The organism is Pseudomonas sp. MH10, assembly GCF_034353045.1.
GTDB lineage: Bacteria > Pseudomonadota > Gammaproteobacteria > Pseudomonadales > Pseudomonadaceae > Aquipseudomonas.
In genome coordinates this window covers 1,266,245-1,284,733 of record NZ_CP133783.1, presented here as the reverse complement: position 1 = coordinate 1,284,733, position 18,489 = coordinate 1,266,245, and the positions used below count along the sequence as shown (strand labels likewise).

The 18,489-nt window shown below is 57.0% G+C and carries 17 protein-coding genes and 1 pseudogene; 16 read left to right on the top strand and 2 right to left on the bottom strand.

Annotation, left to right across the window (positions count from 1 at the left end):
- Nucleotides 1-15: 15 nt before the first annotated feature.
- Nucleotides 16-804 (bottom strand): response regulator, encoded by a 789-nt coding sequence (locus RHM59_RS05755; RefSeq protein WP_322286157.1) that lies wholly within the window; start codon nt 802-804, stop codon nt 16-18.
- A gap of 353 nt (nt 805-1,157) precedes the next feature.
- Between RHM59_RS05755 and RHM59_RS05750 the strand changes: the two genes are divergently transcribed.
- From RHM59_RS05750 to RHM59_RS05740, 3 genes are read left to right on the top strand one after another with little or no spacing between them, the layout of a single operon-like run.
- Nucleotides 1,158-1,658, top strand: a complete 501-nt coding sequence (locus tag RHM59_RS05750; RefSeq protein ID WP_322286156.1) for an Hcp family type VI secretion system effector — start codon at nt 1,158-1,160, stop codon at nt 1,656-1,658.
- A gap of 54 nt (nt 1,659-1,712) precedes the next feature.
- Nucleotides 1,713-2,240 carry a hypothetical protein gene (locus tag RHM59_RS05745; RefSeq protein WP_322169708.1) on the top strand — a complete coding sequence of 176 codons (528 nt, stop codon included), beginning with the start codon at nt 1,713-1,715 and terminating at the stop codon, nt 2,238-2,240.
- Nucleotides 2,237-3,040 carry a hypothetical protein gene (locus tag RHM59_RS05740; RefSeq protein ID WP_322169709.1) on the top strand — a complete coding sequence of 268 codons (804 nt, stop codon included), beginning with the start codon at nt 2,237-2,239 and terminating at the stop codon, nt 3,038-3,040. The genes RHM59_RS05745 and RHM59_RS05740 overlap by 4 nt, the downstream gene beginning before the upstream one ends.
- A 1,061-nt stretch (nt 3,041-4,101) precedes the next feature.
- Here the strand turns inward: RHM59_RS05740 and RHM59_RS05735 are convergent.
- A pseudogene (locus RHM59_RS05735) lies at nt 4,102-5,075 on the bottom strand (hypothetical protein).
- Between the two features lie 405 nt (nt 5,076-5,480).
- On the opposite strand from RHM59_RS05735, the gene RHM59_RS05730 reads away from it, so the two are divergent.
- The 13 genes from RHM59_RS05730 (at nt 5,481) to RHM59_RS05670 (ending at nt 18,489) form a co-directional block, all read left to right on the top strand.
- A complete protein-coding gene (locus RHM59_RS05730) occupies nt 5,481-5,978 on the top strand; it encodes a GNAT family N-acetyltransferase (protein ID WP_322286155.1) in 498 nt (165 codons plus the stop codon).
- A 327-nt stretch (nt 5,979-6,305) separates the two neighbouring features.
- Nucleotides 6,306-6,578, top strand: coding sequence for a DUF1652 domain-containing protein (locus tag RHM59_RS05725; RefSeq protein WP_322169715.1), 273 nt, complete (start codon nt 6,306-6,308; stop codon nt 6,576-6,578).
- A gap of 413 nt (nt 6,579-6,991) precedes the next feature.
- Entirely contained in the window at nt 6,992-7,648 is a 657-nt protein-coding gene (locus RHM59_RS05720) for a cytochrome c3 family protein (protein WP_322169717.1), read from the top strand.
- Nucleotides 7,645-10,611 (top strand): TAT-variant-translocated molybdopterin oxidoreductase, encoded by a 2,967-nt coding sequence (locus RHM59_RS05715; RefSeq protein ID WP_322286154.1) that lies wholly within the window; start codon nt 7,645-7,647, stop codon nt 10,609-10,611. The genes RHM59_RS05720 and RHM59_RS05715 overlap by 4 nt, the downstream gene beginning before the upstream one ends.
- On the top strand, nt 10,565-11,980 hold the full coding sequence (gene nrfD, locus RHM59_RS05710) for an NrfD/PsrC family molybdoenzyme membrane anchor subunit (protein ID WP_322286153.1): 1,416 nt from the start codon (nt 10,565-10,567) through the stop codon (nt 11,978-11,980). Before RHM59_RS05715 ends, nrfD begins: the two co-directional genes overlap by 47 nt.
- The gene (locus tag RHM59_RS05705) at nt 11,973-12,506 is read left to right on the top strand and encodes a DUF3341 domain-containing protein (protein WP_322286152.1); all 534 of its coding nucleotides are present in this window, start codon (nt 11,973-11,975) and stop codon (nt 12,504-12,506) included. Before nrfD ends, RHM59_RS05705 begins: the two co-directional genes overlap by 8 nt.
- The gene (locus RHM59_RS05700; protein WP_322286151.1) at nt 12,503-13,024 is read left to right on the top strand and encodes a cytochrome c; all 522 of its coding nucleotides are present in this window, start codon (nt 12,503-12,505) and stop codon (nt 13,022-13,024) included. Before RHM59_RS05705 ends, RHM59_RS05700 begins: the two co-directional genes overlap by 4 nt.
- Complete coding sequence (locus tag RHM59_RS05695; RefSeq protein ID WP_322286150.1) at nt 13,021-14,046, top strand: hypothetical protein; 1,026 nt, start codon at nt 13,021-13,023, stop codon at nt 14,044-14,046. The genes RHM59_RS05700 and RHM59_RS05695 overlap by 4 nt, the downstream gene beginning before the upstream one ends.
- Complete coding sequence (locus tag RHM59_RS05690; RefSeq protein WP_322169730.1) at nt 14,039-14,458, top strand: hypothetical protein; 420 nt, start codon at nt 14,039-14,041, stop codon at nt 14,456-14,458. The genes RHM59_RS05695 and RHM59_RS05690 overlap by 8 nt, the downstream gene beginning before the upstream one ends.
- A complete protein-coding gene (locus RHM59_RS05685; RefSeq protein WP_322169732.1) occupies nt 14,448-15,287 on the top strand; it encodes an SCO family protein in 840 nt (279 codons plus the stop codon). Before RHM59_RS05690 ends, RHM59_RS05685 begins: the two co-directional genes overlap by 11 nt.
- Nucleotides 15,280-16,239, top strand: coding sequence for a cytochrome c oxidase subunit II (coxB, locus tag RHM59_RS05680; RefSeq protein WP_322169734.1), 960 nt, complete (start codon nt 15,280-15,282; stop codon nt 16,237-16,239). Before RHM59_RS05685 ends, coxB begins: the two co-directional genes overlap by 8 nt.
- Nucleotides 16,236-17,855, top strand: a complete 1,620-nt coding sequence (locus tag RHM59_RS05675) for a cytochrome c oxidase subunit I (RefSeq protein WP_322286149.1) — start codon at nt 16,236-16,238, stop codon at nt 17,853-17,855. The genes coxB and RHM59_RS05675 overlap by 4 nt, the downstream gene beginning before the upstream one ends.
- The gene (locus tag RHM59_RS05670) at nt 17,842-18,489 is read left to right on the top strand and encodes a cytochrome c oxidase subunit 3 (protein ID WP_322286148.1); all 648 of its coding nucleotides are present in this window, start codon (nt 17,842-17,844) and stop codon (nt 18,487-18,489) included. The genes RHM59_RS05675 and RHM59_RS05670 overlap by 14 nt, the downstream gene beginning before the upstream one ends.

Sequence of the window (18,489 nt, the reverse complement as noted above, 5' to 3'; positions counted from 1 at the left end):
GGTCCAGCGGGTTTACTAGCTAGGATCAAAAGCAGTTGTGCGTCCAGGCGGCTGTGTTGGTCGCCTGTCTGTTTCTGGCCGAAGGCCGTGGGACCGAACTTGTTCGGGAAAGCAGCGCCGCTCAATCGTTGATACCGCGCCGAATCCTTCGCAGGCAAGCCTGGCTCCCACAGGTCTCGCCGTGGCAAAGAACTTGGATTGATCCAAACCTGTAGGAGCCAACTTGTTGGCTATTTCAGCAGCACAGCGGTGCTTCGGATGTACCGCGTCGCCTGCGTCGCCGACGAGTTGGTTCCTACAGAAAAATTTCCGGCGGTAAATAGGGATACGGTGGGAGATCCTATGTTTGGGGGCAACCCCAGACCAAATTTTGGGAGTGTATTTCGTTTCGTTTTTCATCAGGGAAAACATCCCCCGCGCTGACTGCAATATCCGCGCAGTACGCAGGTGTGAGGCGACGCGGGCCAAGACTTCGTTGCATTCGATGGGTTTGGTCACGTAATCGATGGCGCCAGCTTCGAAGCCTTTGACCACGTGCTTGCTGTGGGTCAAGGCAGTCATGAACGGCACCGGGATGTTGGCGCTGTCAGGTTGGGATTTAATCTGTCGGCAGGTCTCGAAGCCGTCCAGCCCCGGCATCATTGCGTCGAGCAGAATCAAGTCCGGGCGGCGGCGTTGGATGCGGTTTAACGCGCTGCTGCCGTCCAGCGCCACCAGCACCAGGTAGCCGGCGTCTTCCAGGGCATCGGACAACAACGCAAGGTTCTCCGGCGTGTCGTCGACGAATTCATCCGCATCGACCATAACTTTCTGGTGCCTATCATCCTCGCAGTAGTGGGTTCAGTGTATGTGATCAATTGTGAGCGGTGATGAGTTTGACGTCGGGGTACACGGCGGGTTCTTCGGTGTGTAAGTGATTGAACGAGTTGGCAACGCTTGCGGCGTTAAACTTTCACACACGAAACAATCGTACTGCTTGAAATGGCCTAAAAAAACCGAAGAATATAAAGTATATCAATAGGAAACATTTAGAAAAATAAAATTCATTGAGCAGAAAAACTTGAAAAGTTATGGTCTCCACTTGCAATGAGCACACTCGCATTTAGTACCTTGATTGCAAACAAACAGAATATAAACATACCGTTTACATTAAACAAATGCCTACACCCGCTTACCTGACTATCAAAGGAACAAGCCAAGGTTTAATCACTGCTGGAGCATTGAGCAAAGAGTCGGTTGGTAATACTCACCAATCCAGCCATAACGATAAAATTTTGGTGCAGGCGCTGCACCACGGCGTGTACATACCTCCGGACGGGAGTTATCGCATGCACAAGCCACTCGTCATCACCAAAATGGTCGATAAATCTTCACCCCTGATTAACAGCGCGCTGGTGAACGCGGAACATTTGGAAGTGTGCCGATTGGACTTTTATCGGACAGCAGCACAGGGTGTACAAGAACACTATTACACCATGGAATTGGAGGACGCACTGATCATTGCCGCAGACATAAACATGCCGCATTGCAACGACCCAAGCAAAGCGTATTTAGGTCATACGGAAGAGGTCCACATCACGTATCGAAAAATCATTTGGACGCACCATATCGCGGGGACTGAATCTGCTGATCAATGGCGTGTCAGTAAAAACACTTGAATCCAACACGAGTCCGAAGAGTTTGGACACATTCAGCTATACGAGGCTTTGGTTATGAAATTGGTTCCTCGGCAGGAGCTGTCTCAATGGGATCAACCCCATGCTTATCCAGCAGAAATTGCAGCACGCCGGGTAAAGAGAGCACTTGATCGAGGAGTCGATATTAAGGGCCTAGAAAGGATGCGTGCGGCCCTGAGCGTAGATATGGAGCATAAAAATCTCGACCAACTGAAAACCGGACAATGGCTACTTATTAAACAAGACACTGATGTTTTTCAATGCCCACTATTTGAAACTGCTGCCGCCCGAATCCGAATACCTTCCGCACCGGTCAATATGACCCAAGTTCATGACGATCCTGATCAGTACAAGCCTAAGGTGACTGCACAGACGCATGATCAATACCTCGTGTTCAAAGATCAGGACGACAACCCGCTGCAGAACATCCGCTACCTGCTTAAGACCATGGAGGGTCAAAACGTCGAGGGCAGGAGTGATTTTGCCGGCAGAACGAGAACGGTATCTGGAAACAGCGGCGAAAGCCTACGCTGCGTTATTGCCTATGATGGAGAGTCGCTGTGAATTTGGAGACACTAGCTGTTTTAGAGACGGGTCCTGTGGCATTGACCCCCACCTCTGAAACCAAAGGACGTGAAGTCAAATTGAAGGTGTTCTGGAAGACTGTGCGACATTGGACTGACGCATTCATTTCCGACTTCCAGACCAGCACCCCGAAAATCATTCAAAAACTGGAGGAGGAGGGGTACTGGAGTAAAGACGGTGCCATAAAAAATCATGTCTTTACGTGTGAAGACTTTGCGATTCGTATTTTGTGCGAATTCGCAACGCCTCGGGGTTTACCGGTCAAGCTTCGCACAGGTGTACGCACTTACCGAAACATGGAGCTCTATACGCCGCAAGAGCACGATCGATACTTGAGTCATATGTATGGATTCTCGGAGATGGTGATGCTGACCTTTGGTGCCCCCGACATGCAGCGAGTCGAAGAAAACACGCTGTCTGTTGTCAATGTCGACAATTTACTCCAAGGGGATATCTTAGCCCAGGCTCATGACAGAACAACCGGCATCGCCCACCACATCCAAATCGTGACAGAGCGCGCAGATAATACGATAAGCATCAAACAAGGCAACACCAGCGGCGCCAGTTTCAGGCCCGTAACCACCATCAAAAGAATGCTCGGATCAAATATGGCTGACCCTCAGAGCGACGGATATGCAGGAATGTCGATCGAGAGCGGGCATTATGAAAAACTTGAGGACGGCTGGCGATACCACAACACGACAAAAGGCACCTCAACTAATGACTTTCTGAAAATATTTCAGTTCTACAGATGGAATTTCATGGAATTCAATAAATGATAGAACTTCCAATGTACCTTATGCACTTGGCCGACAGCGACCTCTTTGGAACCTTTGCCATTATCTGCTTCATCATGGCAATGACAGGACTTCTGGACCAGATGCGAAATACGAAAACTCACAAAGCAGTGAGCTTTTGTTGCCTTATGTTTGTCCCTCTTCTACATGGCGTAGGCAGTTATCTCTTAAACCAATCAGTTGTATAACGATAAATCCGAAGTATTGAGCATTGCAGATTCGCGAACACGCACAGCAAATTCTCACGCGGATCAGAGAAGTGGCCCGCCAGAAGCGAGGCTACGACCGGCGAACAGCTGCTGGCGGCAATTCGCAATTTTTTGGATCAGTCGAAACAGCTACGGGACCAGGCGGGACCCTTGGGGCAGCAAATTCAGGCACGGAGCGATATGTCCTGCAGACCCGATGCATGGTTCAGGAATCACTAGGAAATGGCCTCACCGCAATCCCGCCAACTTCCGCCATCGCCGCCATCGCCACAGACGTCGCCGCCATCTGCGTCTCCACCCCCAATTTGTCACCTTGTGGCTGCCCACCGAGATCTTCCAGTTCGATATCAACCCCAACGCCAACGGCCCGACCCGCTTCCTTGACGGCAGCATCGACTTGCCGATTGCCCACGATTTGAAACGGTAACCCCCATCCTGTAGGAGGGCCACGTCTTCGACGCCGCGCTGTCGCGCAGCAAACTGGGTGGCACTTTGTGTGGTTTGAGGTGCAGGGTGTCAGGACTGAAGCCTTCCCGAATAAATTCGGTCCCACGGTTTGGCGCTGCACAGATTCTGTAGGAGCTGCCGAAGGCTGCGATAGGTCCGAAGGACCTTCGCTAACACGTTGGCTACAGATGGCCGCCTGCCCGCAGATCGTCTGTAATCGCGCAATAAAGCCGCTTCCGTGTTCAGCAGAAGCGGCCTTGAGTGTTCAGCCTGACATATCAGTGCATGAACAGCGCAATCAAAATGATGATAGGGATCGGTACACCGAGAAAGAGCAGAAGTAATGAACGCATGGTGATTCTCCTTGGCTAGAAAGTATCCAGTCGCTTAACGAACCGGTGGCATGTTGGTGGGTGAGGTATAGGCTTCGCGATCCAGTGTTGAGGCGTCGTTCAGGTACACCACAGCGTCCCGGCGGCGGCCACCCATGGTTGCGGCGAAGCTGGCGAAGAACGCACCGCACAGCAGCGCAACGAACATCCACAGCGACGTCCAGGCGGCAACTTTCGCGGCGGTGTCGGCCGCATTTTTCGCAGCGGTTTTAGCATCTTCTACCGCTTGACGAGCCCGGCCGTAAACCTGATCAACCCGTGCCTGAGCATCGGCCTGGCTCAGGTTGGTACGTTGCGCAATTAATTGCGCCAAGTACGTGCGGTCGTCAGCACTGAGTTGGCCGTCCTTGCTGTTCAGGGTTTTGGCGAAAATGCGAAACACCACGCCATGTGCAGCATCATCACTGACCCCGGCGGGGCGATCATCGCGGAACAGGCTGTCGATAAAGTAGCCGGAATCCTCACTGCCGCCGCTGTTACTGGCAGCACTGCCTGCGGCTTGAGTCGCCGCACCCGCAACCCCCGACACGGCACTTGCACCGGCCTGCACGCCGCCACTGACCATGCTCCCCACTGATGAGGCGATCAATGTCGCGGCGACCAAGGTTGCCACGGCCCAAGCGAGAAATCCGTGGGCAGTATCGCGAAAGTAGACCTCATCGCCGTGCATATTTGCCCATTTCACGCGCAAACGGCCGGCGATATAGCCACCCATGCCCGAGGCGATGATTTGAGTGACTGCGAGCCAGACAATCGTTGAAATACCAATCCCCTTGGCGCTCATCCCGCTGTCTGACCACGGCGATACGGCTGAAAAACCGAGGCCAAACCCAAGAATGACCAGAATCAGCGACAGCGCCGCAGCGCCGCAGCGCCTGCCGCGCCGGCGAATATGGCGCCCCAAGACACGCCTGAAACACTTGCCGACTCCTGTGAGCCCGATGCGAAATTACCTGAAGATAAGGTCATTGTTGTTCTCTTCCATGCGTGAATAAGATTGTTACAACTTTCCAAAAAAGGAAATGCAGCCGTCGTGCCAGCCCTGAAATTAAAAATAATTCCTTACTTATCAGTTGGTTAAAAAAATAAACGAATTGTTTGGTCATGCATTTTGCAATGAAGAGGCTATTGCTGCGGGCGATATGCATTGCTCAAAGTTTGGGCCACTTAAGAAAGGCACGATTTTTGATATCTTTTAATAAGACTGCTATGAATTCTCTGGGCTGAGCCCTGTCCGATCTTAAGTCGCTGAAGCGCATTGACCCGAAGGCCGCCGTGCACGGCGCGAAGCGAGTCTGAGACAGCGCTTTTTTTGATCTTTCGCATATAGTTTCCGTTAGCATCCGCTCCTGATCTTCAAGAGGTTCCTCGCTCATGTTTCTTCATCGCCCCCTAGAAGAAAAAGACATCGCTGTGATCTGCGATTTTCCGCAGAGCGCCGACGAGTTGTTTTACATGTTCTCCAAGGCCCGTTATCCATTGACGCCTGCCCAGCTCAGCGATGCCATCGAAAGCCGCTCCGATTCCACGGTTATCGAGATGGACGGCCAGGTGGTCGGCTTTGCCAATCTCTCACGCTGGGAATTCCGTGGGCGCTGCTCGTTGGGCAACGTGATCATCAAGCCGGGTAATCGATCCCGCGGGGTCGGCAGTTACTTGATTGGCTGCATGATGGACATTGCGTTTGATAAACATGAAGCGCATGAACTGACCGCCTCATGCTTCAATCACAACGTTCCGGGGCTGTTGTTTTACCCCAAGCTGGGTTTTCGACCGTTCTCCATTGAAGAGCGAGTCGATAAACACGGCGCACGGGTAGCGCTAATAAATCTGCGCGTTGAGAAGCCCGAATTCTTGTCGGAACAACAGTAAGTTTTCTCGACGAATGGAGAGAGGAAAGAGCGTTTGCTCTTTCCAGCTCCCAAACAAAACACATCCAAAAAGATAGGGTTTATAAGGATCACGCACGGAACGGTAGGAGAAACGTTTCTTCAATGTATTCTATACATCAGTGCTGTCAATTTGATAAATATCCCGTCAGTTGTGTCCGTTGCATCACCTAAGGGGGTGGGGTATAAGATTTAAACACGTTCATTTAAAAGGCGCCGATTAATTGGCGGCATTTGGACGTTATCACGAAAATTATAATTAGAGGTTGGCGAGTGAGTACTATTAACTGCCTTTTTAAAGGAGGAAGTGATGATTGCATACAGGCTTTCGACGTTGGAACTGCGCGGCATTATTGAGCGCGCTTTTTTGCCGTTACGCTGCACCTGTACTGTTGCGCCTGATTATTCAATGACGGTTCAGATATCTGATTATCACTCCGAACGAGTGGATTTGTGCGTAACAGGTATCTCATTGAATAGACTTAATACCAGCAGAGATATATCGGACCTCGTGGCCGAATTACGCTACGACTTGGCTCACAACAGCCAGCTGCCGATCTCCGTCCAAGCGACAGCGGGGTAAACCCGCGCAGTGTGGCCGATCCGCGTAGTACGGCCAATCTTGAACACCAATGGTGCTACTGCTGAAGGTCAAATACTTTTATTTCAGAGGGTGCGGCGAACGTCGCGGTAGGGCGTTAGAAAATAAGTTTTACAGTGAGCTGTGTCAGGTCGTCGCGTTCTGTTGTCGTCAAGCTTAAACGTTTCAACTCAGTGCCGGAACTCATGTTCCGCCTTGCCCATGCTGTTGTTTTGATTTTATAACTCCCTTTTGCTTTTACCGCGCCGAACAGTAGCGCACCGTTGTGCGCGCGTCCTTAATGTTTCCCATGGCCCTACTGCGATTGAGCACCTCACTAAAACATACCGTCATCGTTAGAACTATATGAGTGCGCTATAGACGAATGCTTAGGGGATTGAAAACGGAACCGCGTAATGACGCAGGTATTCAGCCGTTCTGCCGATACATGGCTGCGCCTGGGCTTACTCAGCGCGTTTGTCGGTCTTATAGGGGGGCTTGCCGTGGCCTTGATTATGGATCGTTCAGATTACCGGACTGACCGTGGGTGGGTGGTTGATCAGCCCATACCCTTTAGTCACGCCCACCATGCCGGTGAGTTAGGGATCGATTGTCGCTATTGCCATGCCTCGGTGGAAACCTCGGCCCAGGCTGGTTTTCCACCGACCTACACCTGCATGACCTGCCATTCGCAGATCTGGTCCGACAGTGACGTACTGGAACCACTGCGCAGAAGTTTGCGCGACCGGACTCCGCTGCACTGGCAACGCGTGGCCAAACTCCCGGATTACGTGTACTTCCACCACGCCGTGCATGTGCAGGCGGGCGTCGCCTGCGTTAGCTGTCATGGCCCAGTCGATCGCATGCCGCTGTTGAGCAAGTCCGAACCGCTGAACATGGGGCAGTGTCTGGCGTGTCACCGAGATCCGGCGCCGAATCTTCGTCCTCGGCAACAGGTGACCCAAATGGACTGGTCCACCGATGAAGACCGGCGCCAGATGGGTGAGCGATTGATGAAGGCCTATCACATCAACCCGGTCGGTCTGACGGACTGCGGGGTCTGTCACCGATGAGCGACGCCCTTGATTTCGCCGCCTTGCGTGAGCGACTGGCCGGGCTCGGTGGCCAGGCGTATTGGCAGGGGCTGGACGACCTGGCGCAAACCCCGCAAGCGAAGGCCTTGTTTGAGGCTGAGTTTCCCGGTGTTGCGCCACTGCTCGACCGTCGCCGGTTCCTGCAACTGATGGCGGCGTCGTTGGCCATGGCCGGACTTGCTGCGTGTGGTCGAACCCCGGAAGAAGCGGTGGCCAGAGTCGAGCAGCCGGAGCAAATGGTGCCCGGTAAAGCCTTGTGGTACGCCAGCGCCATTGCGTTTTGTGGTTACGCACAGCCGGTGTTAGGCAAGACACTGGCGGGGCGGCCGATCAAACTTGAGGGTAATCCAGAGCACCCCTTGTCGGGCGGCACCTGCGATGCGTTTACCCAAGCTGCGATTCTCCAGCTGTATGACCCGGATCGCTCCCAAGCGCCACGCTTCAAAGGCCGCGAAACTGCGTGGGCGAATGTTCAAACCAGGCTGGTCGAAATGGCATCGGCGCTGGATGCCAATGCCGGACGCGGCTTCCACATTGCCTGTGGCGCCAGCAGCTCACCGACCTTGGCCCGGCAACTTGGCGAGTTACGCCAGCGCTGGCCGCAGATAACGTTGTATCAGGCTGAACCCTTTGCTGACGATGCGCGTATCGAGGCCTCACGCCAGGCTTTTGGTCGAGCCTTGATCCCGCGTTTGCACTTGGAGCAAGCGCAGGTCATTGTCAGCCTCGACGACGATTTACTCGGTCCCGGTCCATTGCAAACGCTGCACCAGCGCGGTTGGGCGAGCCGACGCAGGGCGGCCGCTTCAGGACAGGGCAGCGCGTTGCTGTACGTGGCGCAAAGCGTACCCAGCTTGACCGGCGCCGCCGCCACCGAGCGCCTGCGAATAGCACCGTCGCGGATTGTTGACTTGGCGTTGGCGCTGGCCCGTGGTTTGAATCAAGCGCCGGGGGGTGACTCGCGCCTCGATTCCGCCCAGCAGGCGTGGGTTGCGCAAGCGGTGAATGCACTTAAAGCTCATCCGGGACACGGCTTGATCAGTGCAGGCAGCCACGCACCGATTGATGTACACGCCGCCGTGGCGCGCTTGAATCAGTCCCTCAACAGTCAGGCCGTCGAGTATCAAGCACCGGTGTTGCTGGGTTATGCCGACGATGACCGTTGGTTGACCTTGGGTGAGCTGGCGCAGTCATTGGCTGCCGGCAACGTTGAATGCCTGATGTTCCTCGACTGCAATCCGTTGTACACAGCCCCAGCGGAATGGGCATTGCTTGAGCGCATGCAACACGTGCCGCTACGGCTGCACGCCGGGCTTTATTACGACGAAAGCGCGGCGCAATGCCATTGGCATTTACCGCTGAATCACCCGTTGGACGGCTGGAGTGATGCCCGAAGCAGTGACGGCAGCGCCTGTATCGTGCAGCCGTTAATAGAACCGATGTACGCCACCCGGACCCTGCATCAACTTATCGGGCTGCTGCTGACGGGCAACGAAACAAACGCCCTGAACGAAGTGCTCGACAGTTGGAAGCAATTGGACGCGGCGCATTGGAATCAAGCGTTGTCCCAAGGCTGGATTGGCACGGCGGCACCCACGGTTAGCGTGCCCACGGCTCAGGCGGTCAACCTGCAATTGCAGGCCGACAGTGACGATTTGGAGGTAGTGGTAAAACCCGACGCTTGCGTCTGGGATGGCCGGTTTGCCAACCTTGGCTGGCTCCAGGAGTTGCCCAAGCCCATCAGCAAATTGACCTGGAGCAATGTAGTTGGCGTGTCTCCCGCGCTGGCTGAACGAATGGGCCTGAGCAACGGTGATGCACTTCAAATCGAGCTGCCGGGGCAATCGATCAAAGGCGCTGCCTGGGTCGAACCGGGGCAAGCTGATCAGGTGGTTGCGCTGTACGTTGGTTATGGGCGTAGCCGTGCAGGCCATGTGGGCAACGGGTTGGGCTATTGGGTTCGTCCCCAGGCACCCGGTTCATCATCGGCAGTCACCGTGCAAAAAGTCGACGGCCAGTTCGCGTTGGCCAGTACCCAGACTCACCACCGCTTGGCGCCGAACGACACGCCGCCGATCCTCAGCGTGCCGCGTCGGGCGGCGACGGTGCCGGTGCCGGTGAAGGAAGCGCCCGCCACGCTGTACCCTTCAACGGTTGATAGCCCGGCGCTCTTTCGCCCGGTAAAAGGCAGCGGTCCGCAGTGGGGCATGGTCATTGATCTGGACCTTTGTACCGGGTGCAACGCCTGTGTGGTGGCCTGTCAGGCGGAAAACAATATTGCCGTGGTGGGTGCCGAACAGGTGGCGAACGGGCGTGCCATGCACTGGCTGCGCATCGACCACTATTACCAGGGCGACATCGAGGCGCCGCGCTCGAAATTTCAGCCGCTGCCCTGCATGCACTGCGAACAGGCGCCCTGTGAAACCGGCTGCCCGGTGAACGCCACGGTGCACGGTAGCGATGGCCTGAATCAGATGGTTTACAACCGCTGCATCGGCACCCGCACCTGCGCGTCTTACTGCCCTTACAAAGTCCGGCGTTTCAATTGGTTCGACTGGAGCGCCGATGCCGCGCCATCGATTCAGGCGCAACGCAACCCACAAGTCACGGTGCGTGGCCGTGGGGTGATGGAAAAATGCACCTACTGCATCCAGCGCATCAGCGCCGCCCGAATTGACTCACGGATTGCCGCAGGGCAGGGCGGTGAAGATCATCAGGAATCGACGTTCGAGGTGGTCACGGCCTGCCAACAGACGTGCCCGAGCCAAGCCATCCAGTTTGGTGACATCAACGCCCCGGCCAGCGCCGTGAGTCAGGCCCGCCAATCCCCGCGCCATTACACGTTGCTTGAAGAACTGAACACCCGGCCGCGCACCACCTATCTGGCGCAGATCGATGATCGTGGCTCAGACCTTGATCGGGAACTTGAACATGGCCAATGAACCGCTGATGCCCGGCACCGCGCACTTTCTTGCGTTGGAATTGAGTGACCAAGAGGTTTCGCGCCGGGTGTTTGGGCCGTTGCAACAGGTCGTGCGCAAGAACGCTTGGTGGTGGTTGTTTGGTATCGGCCTGGCGCTGCTGATGCTGTATGTGGTTGCGGCGGGCACTTTGCTCTGGCGCGGGGTCGGCGTGTGGGGCAACAACCAGACGGTGAACTGGGGGTTCGGCATCATCAATTACATATGGTGGCTGGGCATCGGTCATGCCGGCACCTTTATTTCGGCGCTGTTGTTGCTGATTGAACGGCCATGGCGACACACGCTGAACCGGTTGGCGGAGCTCATGACCTTGATGGCAGTGATCTGCGCCGCGCTGTACCCGATTCTGCATCTGGGTCGGCCCTGGTTGTTTTACTGGACTATGCCCTATCCCAATGAAATGGGCCTGTGGCCGCAATACAAAAGCCCCACGGCGTGGGACATGTTCGCCGTAATCACCTATTTGTTGGTGTCGATGATGTTCCTGTTCGTCGGCGCGATCCCGGATTTCGCCACGGCCCGGGACCGTGCTCAACGGCGCGGCGCACAGGTCTTCTACGGCTTGCTGGCGCTGGGCTGGCGCGGCTCGCAACGGCATTGGGCATTGTGGCGACGCACCACTCGAGTGCTGGCGCTGCTGGCGATTCCCTTGGTGTTCGGGGTGTCCAGCGGTTACTCGTTCTTGATGACCATGGGTGTGCAGAGCGGCTGGCACTCGACGCTGTTCCCACCCTATTTCGTAGCCGGTGCGGTGTTTTCCGGCTTCTCGCTGGTGGCGTTAATTGCCATCGGCCTGCGTTGGCTGTTGGGCATCGAAGTGCTGATCACTGCGCATCACTTGGACATGCTCGGTCGGCTGATGTTGGCGACCGGGTGGATGACCGCTTACGGCTATCTGGTAGACCTGTTTATCCCGTTTTATTCCGGCGAAACCCATGAAATCGATGTGCTAATGGCGCGCATGACCGGCCCCGATGCCTGGAGTTTTTGGCTCGCCGTGGTGTGCAACGTCGGCGTGCTGCAAGCCTTGTGGTGGCGCCGGGTTCGGCAAAATCCCAAGGCGCTGGCGAGTGTCGCGCTGGCAGTATTGATTGGCATGTGGGCCGAACGCTACATGCTGTTGATACCGCCGCAGACCCGCGACCATCTGATCTCGGCCTGGGGCCAATACGCGCCGACTTTTTTTGACTGGTCACTGTTTGCCGGGAGCTTCGGCGTGTTCCTGGTGCCGTTCAGTTTGTTCATTCGTTGGCTGCCGATGGTTTCGGCGTTCGAGGTCAAGCAATCGTTGCACCGTGAGCGTGAGCAACGGGAGGCCGAGGATGACTGAGCGTCCACCAGCTCACGATGTGCTCGCGCAATTTGCCGATGCTCGACAACTGGTGGCCGCAACGCGCCTGGCCTGGGCGCTGGGCTATCGACACATGGAGGCCTACGCGCCGTTTCCTCTTGAAGAACTGGAACCGCTGTTGCCACAACCTGCCTCGCGGGTGCCGTGGACTGCGTGTGCGGGCGCGGTGTTCGGCGCGCTGCTGGGCTTGGGTTTGCAAGTGCTGCCCGCGCTGACTTACCCGCTGGACATTGGCGGTAGGCCATTGATCGTTGTGCCGTCCCTGATGGTGGTGACCTTTCTGATGAGCGTGTTGTTCGCCGCCTTCGCCGTGGTGCTTTCGTTCTTTTGGGGCTGCCGTTTGCCACGTTTGAACCATCCGATATTTGCGGCCGAGGCGTTCGAGCGTGCGGGGGACGATCGGTTTTTTTTATGTATTTACGCTGACGACCCGCAGTTCGAGGTACTCAGCACCGGCAACTGGCTGCGCGAACAGGCGTTGCAGGTCAGCGAGGTGCCGCGATGAAAACACTGCTGATGGTGGCGCTGCTGCTGTGTGGCGGCTGCGATGACATGTCCCATCAGCCCAAGGCACTGGACAATCGACCCACCCCCGGCCTGCGTGAACTGGCGCCGCCCGCTGGCACGGTGGCCCGCGGCCAATTGCAGGATCAGGCCACCTTGTCCAGCCGCCCACCCATAGACGCGGCCTTGCTGGCCCGAGGCGAGGAACGGTATGGCATCTACTGCACACCGTGCCACGGGCTGTCGGGACTGGGCGATGGGCGCATTGTGCAACGCGGCTTTTCTGCGCCACCGGCCTTCACCGATGAGCGCCTGCGAACGGCGCCGGATGACTACCTGCTGCAAGTCATCGCTCAAGGTCATGGCTTGATGTATGGCTACGGGGCCCGGGTCGCAGCGGCCGACCGCTGGGCAATTGTCGCGCACCTGCGGGTGCTGCAACTCAGCCAGCATGCTGATGTGTCGCAACTGCCGCCAGCACTACTGCAGTCGCTGGAGTCAGTGGGGCGGGCACGGTGAACCTGTCCCGTTTGCAGCGTTATTGCTCGGTCATCGGCGCAGTGTTGGTGCTGGTTTTATTACTGTGCGCGCTTTGGTGGCCGGCGAGTGTGGTGGTGGCTACCTTGCCCGCCGCGGTGGCCTGTATCAATTTGACCTTGGGTTGTTTGCTGCTGGCGATGGTCGTGCCGTTAGTCCGTGGTGCGTGGCAACCGTTGCTGCTTCCCGGTCTGAGGCTGGGGGCGAAGGGAGTGCCATTGATCGTACCCTTGCTGCTGCCGGTATTGTTCGGTGTCCGGTTGATTTATCCGTGGGCCGATGACACCGCGCCAGGGTTTCGTGGGGTCTGGTTATCGCCGCTGGGGTTTTCCTTGCGCAGCCTTATTTACGGCGTCATCTGGTGGGCCATGCAGCGCTGGGTGGTGCGCGGGCCGCAAGGTTTTTATCCGGTGGCGGTGATCGTGCAGGTGCTGATTGTCAGTCTGGCGGCGGTGGATTGGCTGATGTCGTTACAGCCTGATTTCTTCTCGAGCCTGTTCGGGCTGCTGCAAATCGCCCGGCAGATGCTCGACGGTCTGGCCTTCGCCGGCCTGATCGCGCTGCTGACCCAAGCCGGTTTGCGCCTGGATATTCTGCGCGGTGTGCTGGTGGCCGCATTGGCGTTTTGGTTGTATCTGCATGCCGTGCATTACCTAATCATCGCGTCGGTGAACCTGCCTCACGAAGCCCAGTGGTACTTGCTGCGGCAACAGGGTTCGTGGTCACCGCTGACCATTGGCTTGATGTCTGCGCAAGGGTTTTGCCTGCTGTGGCTGGCTTCACCGTTAGGGTTGTGGCGCCGTTCGTTGCAATGGGCCTGTGGGTTGATTTTGCTGCTGGGTGCGCTGGAAGCGCTGTGGATGTCGTTGCCTTCGTTGCCGGCCATGGCAGGAGTCGCGCCCTTGGCGTTGGCGCTGCTGGCGCAAGTGGCTTATTTCGCTCTGGTCGGCGGCTGGTTAGTGCGCGCATGGCGGCGCGGGTTGTCGGGAGGTATGCATGACTGACAACGCGCATCGGACGCAAAACGGTAAAGAGGAGGGTTACCAAGCCGATGCCGTGGACGTTCGTAAAGTCTGGGCAATGGTCGGTGTGCTGTTGCTGACGTTGATGGTCTGCTGCGGCGTGATCGCCTGGTTGATTCACTCACTCCAAGCACAGCACGCAGCGTTCAGCCCGCCCATGAGCGATCTGGAACGCGAGCGTTTGTTGCCACCGGAGCCGCGACTGGAGGTGATGCCGAGGCTCGATGGCATTCGTTATCGCCAGCAGGCGCAGCAACAGCTGAACAGTTATGGTTGGGTCACCCCGCAACAGGGCATCGCCCATATCCCGCTGAAAGAAGCACAGCAGTTGATCTTGCAGCGTGGCTGGCCGCAACCCTATGCCGGGCAGACGGGAGCGCGCGATGGTCCTTGAACTGCGCTTTTTTCGCGGGCTATTGATCGGGGTGTTGATTGCCTGCGGCCCGTGTCTGGCGTTTGGCGACACGCCGTTCGACCCGTTCGCCGCCGCCGGTATTGACATCCGGCAGGTGGGCGCTGCATTACCCCGTGACCTGGCCTTTATTGATCAGCAGGGTCGGTCGGTACGCGTGGGCGATTTGTTGGATAAACGACCGTTACTGTTGGTCCCGGTGTATTTCCGTTGCCCCAATGTGTGCGGCGCGGCGTTGTCGAACCTGTTCAGTCAGTTGGCCAACGTGCCTTACACATTGGGCGCGGATTATCAGGTCATCGCCTTCAGCTTCGACCCCCGTGAACACGACGATGCGGCGCGGGAAGAACTGGCCAAGCTGGTCAGCCACTGGCCCAAACTGGCGCATGACCCGGCGTTGCATCTGCTCACTGGAACCGCTGACAACAGCGCGGCGTTGGCCAGGGCATTGGGCTTTGGTTTCCGCTTCGATGATGTCCAACAGCAATACGCCCACAGTTCAGCGGTGGCGGCAATCACTGGCGATGGTCGCCTGTCGCGCTGGCTGTATGGCTTGGGTTATCAAGCCAGCGACGTGCGCCTGGCGTTGACCGAAGCCGGGCAGGGGCGGCTCGGTGCGGTTACAGAGCAGCTGTTGTTGCTGTGTTATCACTACGACCCGAGCAGTGGCCTGTACAGCAGCCGAATCATTTTTTTGCTGCAAATTGCCGGTAGCGGTCTGGTGCTGGTCATGGGGCTGTTCATTGGCGGCTCTTTGCTGGGCGAGCGTAAGCGCCGCCGTCTACAGCCAGAGGCGCGGCCCAATGATTAACGATCATTTCATGCGCCTGTGGCCGGAGCAGGCTTCGCTGTACGCCGGGCAGGTGGACCGGTTGGTGATCGCCTTTACCGTGATGATGGCGTTCTTCGTGCTGCCGGTACTGGTGGCGCTGTGGGTGTTTATCTATCGCTACCGCCGGGGCCGGCCAGCGGATCGCGATCATCGACCTGAAGGCAATCTGCGCATCGAAATGGCCTGGATCATCCTGCCGTTCATCGGTTCGATGGTGGTGTTTGGTTGGTCCGCGTACCTGTTTTTTCAGGCCCGCACGCCACCCGCCGGCGCACTGGAAGTGCAGGTGACGGCCAAGCAGTGGATGTGGAAATTTCAGCACGGAGGCGGTCAGCGCGAGATCAATACCTTGCACGTCCCGGCGCGGCGTCCCGTCAAGTTGACGATGATTTCCGAGGACGTGATCCATAGCCTGTTCTTCCCCAGCCTGCGGATCAAACAGGACGTGCTGCCCGGTCGCTACACCATGCTCTGGTTCGAGGCGCAGCACAGCGGAACCTACGACGTGTACTGCGCGCAGTTTTGCGGCGCCGATCACGCTTCAATGTTGGCGCGGCTGGTGGTGCTCGATCCGGCTGATTATCAGAACTGGCTCCAGAGCAGCGGTGGCCATGAGGACCTGGCGGCCCAGGGCAAGGCGTTATTTCGTCAGTTTGGTTGCAGCGGCTGCCACGCCAGTCAGAGCAATCCGCCAATTGCGCCACCGCTGGAAGGGCTGTTCGGCCGCCAAGTGGCGTTGAGCGATGGCAGCCATGTGCTGGCCGACGAAGGTTATGTGCGCGACAGTATTTTATTGCCGCAGAAACAGGTGGTGGCCGGCTACGCGCCGATCATGCCGACCTATTCAAACTTGCTCGATGAAGACGCTATCCAGCGCCTTGTGGCCTACGTCCGCTCCCTCGCCGATCTCGCGCCTCAGGAGGCCAAATGAACCCGTCCAGCGGCGTCGCACCGGTGAGTTATCTGAATGAAAAACAGGGCTTGTTGTCCTGGTTTTTGACCGTGGATCACAAGCGCATCGCGGTGTTGTACATGATTGCCGTGACCTTCTTTTTCTTCGTCGGTGGGATGGCCGCGAGCCTGATCCGCATCGAGCTGATTACCCCCGACGGCGACTTGTTGAGTTCCGATGGCTACAACCGCGCGTTTACCTTGCACGGGGTGATCATGGTCTGGTTTTTTCTGATTCCCTCGATCCCCAGCGTGTTCGGCAATTTTCTGATACCGATCATGATCGGCGCACGGGACATGGCCTTTCCGCGACTCAATCTGCTGAGCTGGTACCTGCTGGTCGGCGGCGGATTATTCACCTTGCTCGCGCTGCTGCTGGGCGGGGTCGACACTGGCTGGACCTTCTACACGCCGCTGTCGACGATGTTCAGCAATGGGCACGTGGTGTCGGTGATCTGTGGGGTGTTTGTCGCCGGTTTTTCGTCGATTTTCACCGGGATCAACATCATTGCCACCGTGCACACGTTGCGCGCGCCGGGCATGACCTGGATGCGTTTGCCGTTGTTCGTATGGTCGATGTACGCGACCTCGATCATCCTGGTATTGGCCACCCCGGTGCTGGCCGTGACCTTGCTGTTGTTGGCCGCTGAGCATCTGTTTGGAATTGGGGTGTTTGATCCTCGGTTGGGCGGCGATCCACTGCTGTTTCAGCACCTGTTCTGGTTCTACAGTCACCCTGCGGTGTACATCATGATCCTGCCGGCCATGGGTGTGGTCACTGAGTTGATCACCGCGTCCGGGCACAAGCGGATTTTCGGTTATAGCTTCGTGGCTTGGTCCAGTGTCGCGATTGCGGTGATTGGTTTTCTGGTATGGGGTCATCACATGTTCGTCTCCGGACAGTCGATGTACGCCAGTTTGTTTTTTTCATTAATGAGTTTTTTGGTGTCGATCCCGTCAGCGATCAAGGCCTATAACTGGACTGCGACCCTGTACAAAAGCGACCTGACGCTGCATGCGCCTTTTTTGTTCGCGCTGACCTTCATCGGGCTGTTTTTGATCGGTGGCGTGACCGGGTTGTTTCTAGCCTTGTTGGCGGCAGACCTGCACGTGCACGACACCTATTTTGTGGTCGCGCATTTTCACTACATCATGGTCGGCGCAGCGGTGGCCGGGTACTTCGGAGCGTTGCACTTCTGGTGGCCGAAAATCACCGGGCGGATGTACTCCGCGCTGTGGGGCAAGATCACCGCCGTGATGATTTTTTGCGGTTTCAATCTGACGTTTTTTCCGCAATTTCTACTGGGTTACTTGGGCATGCCCCGGCGCTACCACAGCTACCCGGCGGAATTTCAATTCCTCAATGTGTTGTCCTCGGCCGGCGCTTCTATCCTGGCGATCGCTTACGTGTTGCCGTTCTTCTACCTGTTAGCGTCGTTGCGTTATGGCGACCGGGCGCCGATGAACCCCTGGGAAGCGGCGGGGCTGGAATGGCGCATTGCGTCACCGCCGCCGACGCATAACTTCAGTGGTCCGGTGACCGTGGATTTCGAGGCGTATGACTATTCGCCGGAGGCGTCCCGTGAACCGCTCTGACGCGCAACCGCATCCGGACGAGCCCTTCGTCAGCTGGAAACAGCAACGCGAAGCCGCACAACTGGGCATGTGGTTGTTCCTTGCCAGCGAAGTCATGATGTTTGGCAGCTTGATCATGGTCGCCTGGTTTTATCGGTTCGAGCATCCCGACGGCGTGGGCGAAGCGGTGTCCGAACTGCACTACTTATTAGCCGGTGGCAATACTGCGCTGCTGTTGACCAGCAGTGTGTGCATGAGCCTGGCATTGGAAGCGGCGGGGCGCGTGCAACTGGAAAAACTGCGGCGTTACCTGTTGCTATCGGCGGCGCTTGGACTGGGGTTTCTGGGGTGCAAGCTGCTTGAATACAGCCTTGAATTTCACGAAGGACTGCTGCCGGGATTTGGTCTGAATTCGCCACTGAAACTGCCGTCGGCGCGGTTGTTCATGAACCTGTATTTCTGTGCGACGTTTCTGCACGGCATTCACGTGTTGGTGGCGGTAGGTCTGGCGCTGCATCTTTTTGTCGGGCTGAAACGTCGCTGGCTAGAATTGCCCCAGGCCAGCGTGCGCGTCGAAATGACCACCTTGTATTGGCACTTGGTGGATGCGATCTGGGTGCTGCTGTACCCGTCCCTTTACCTGATCGGGCGCTGA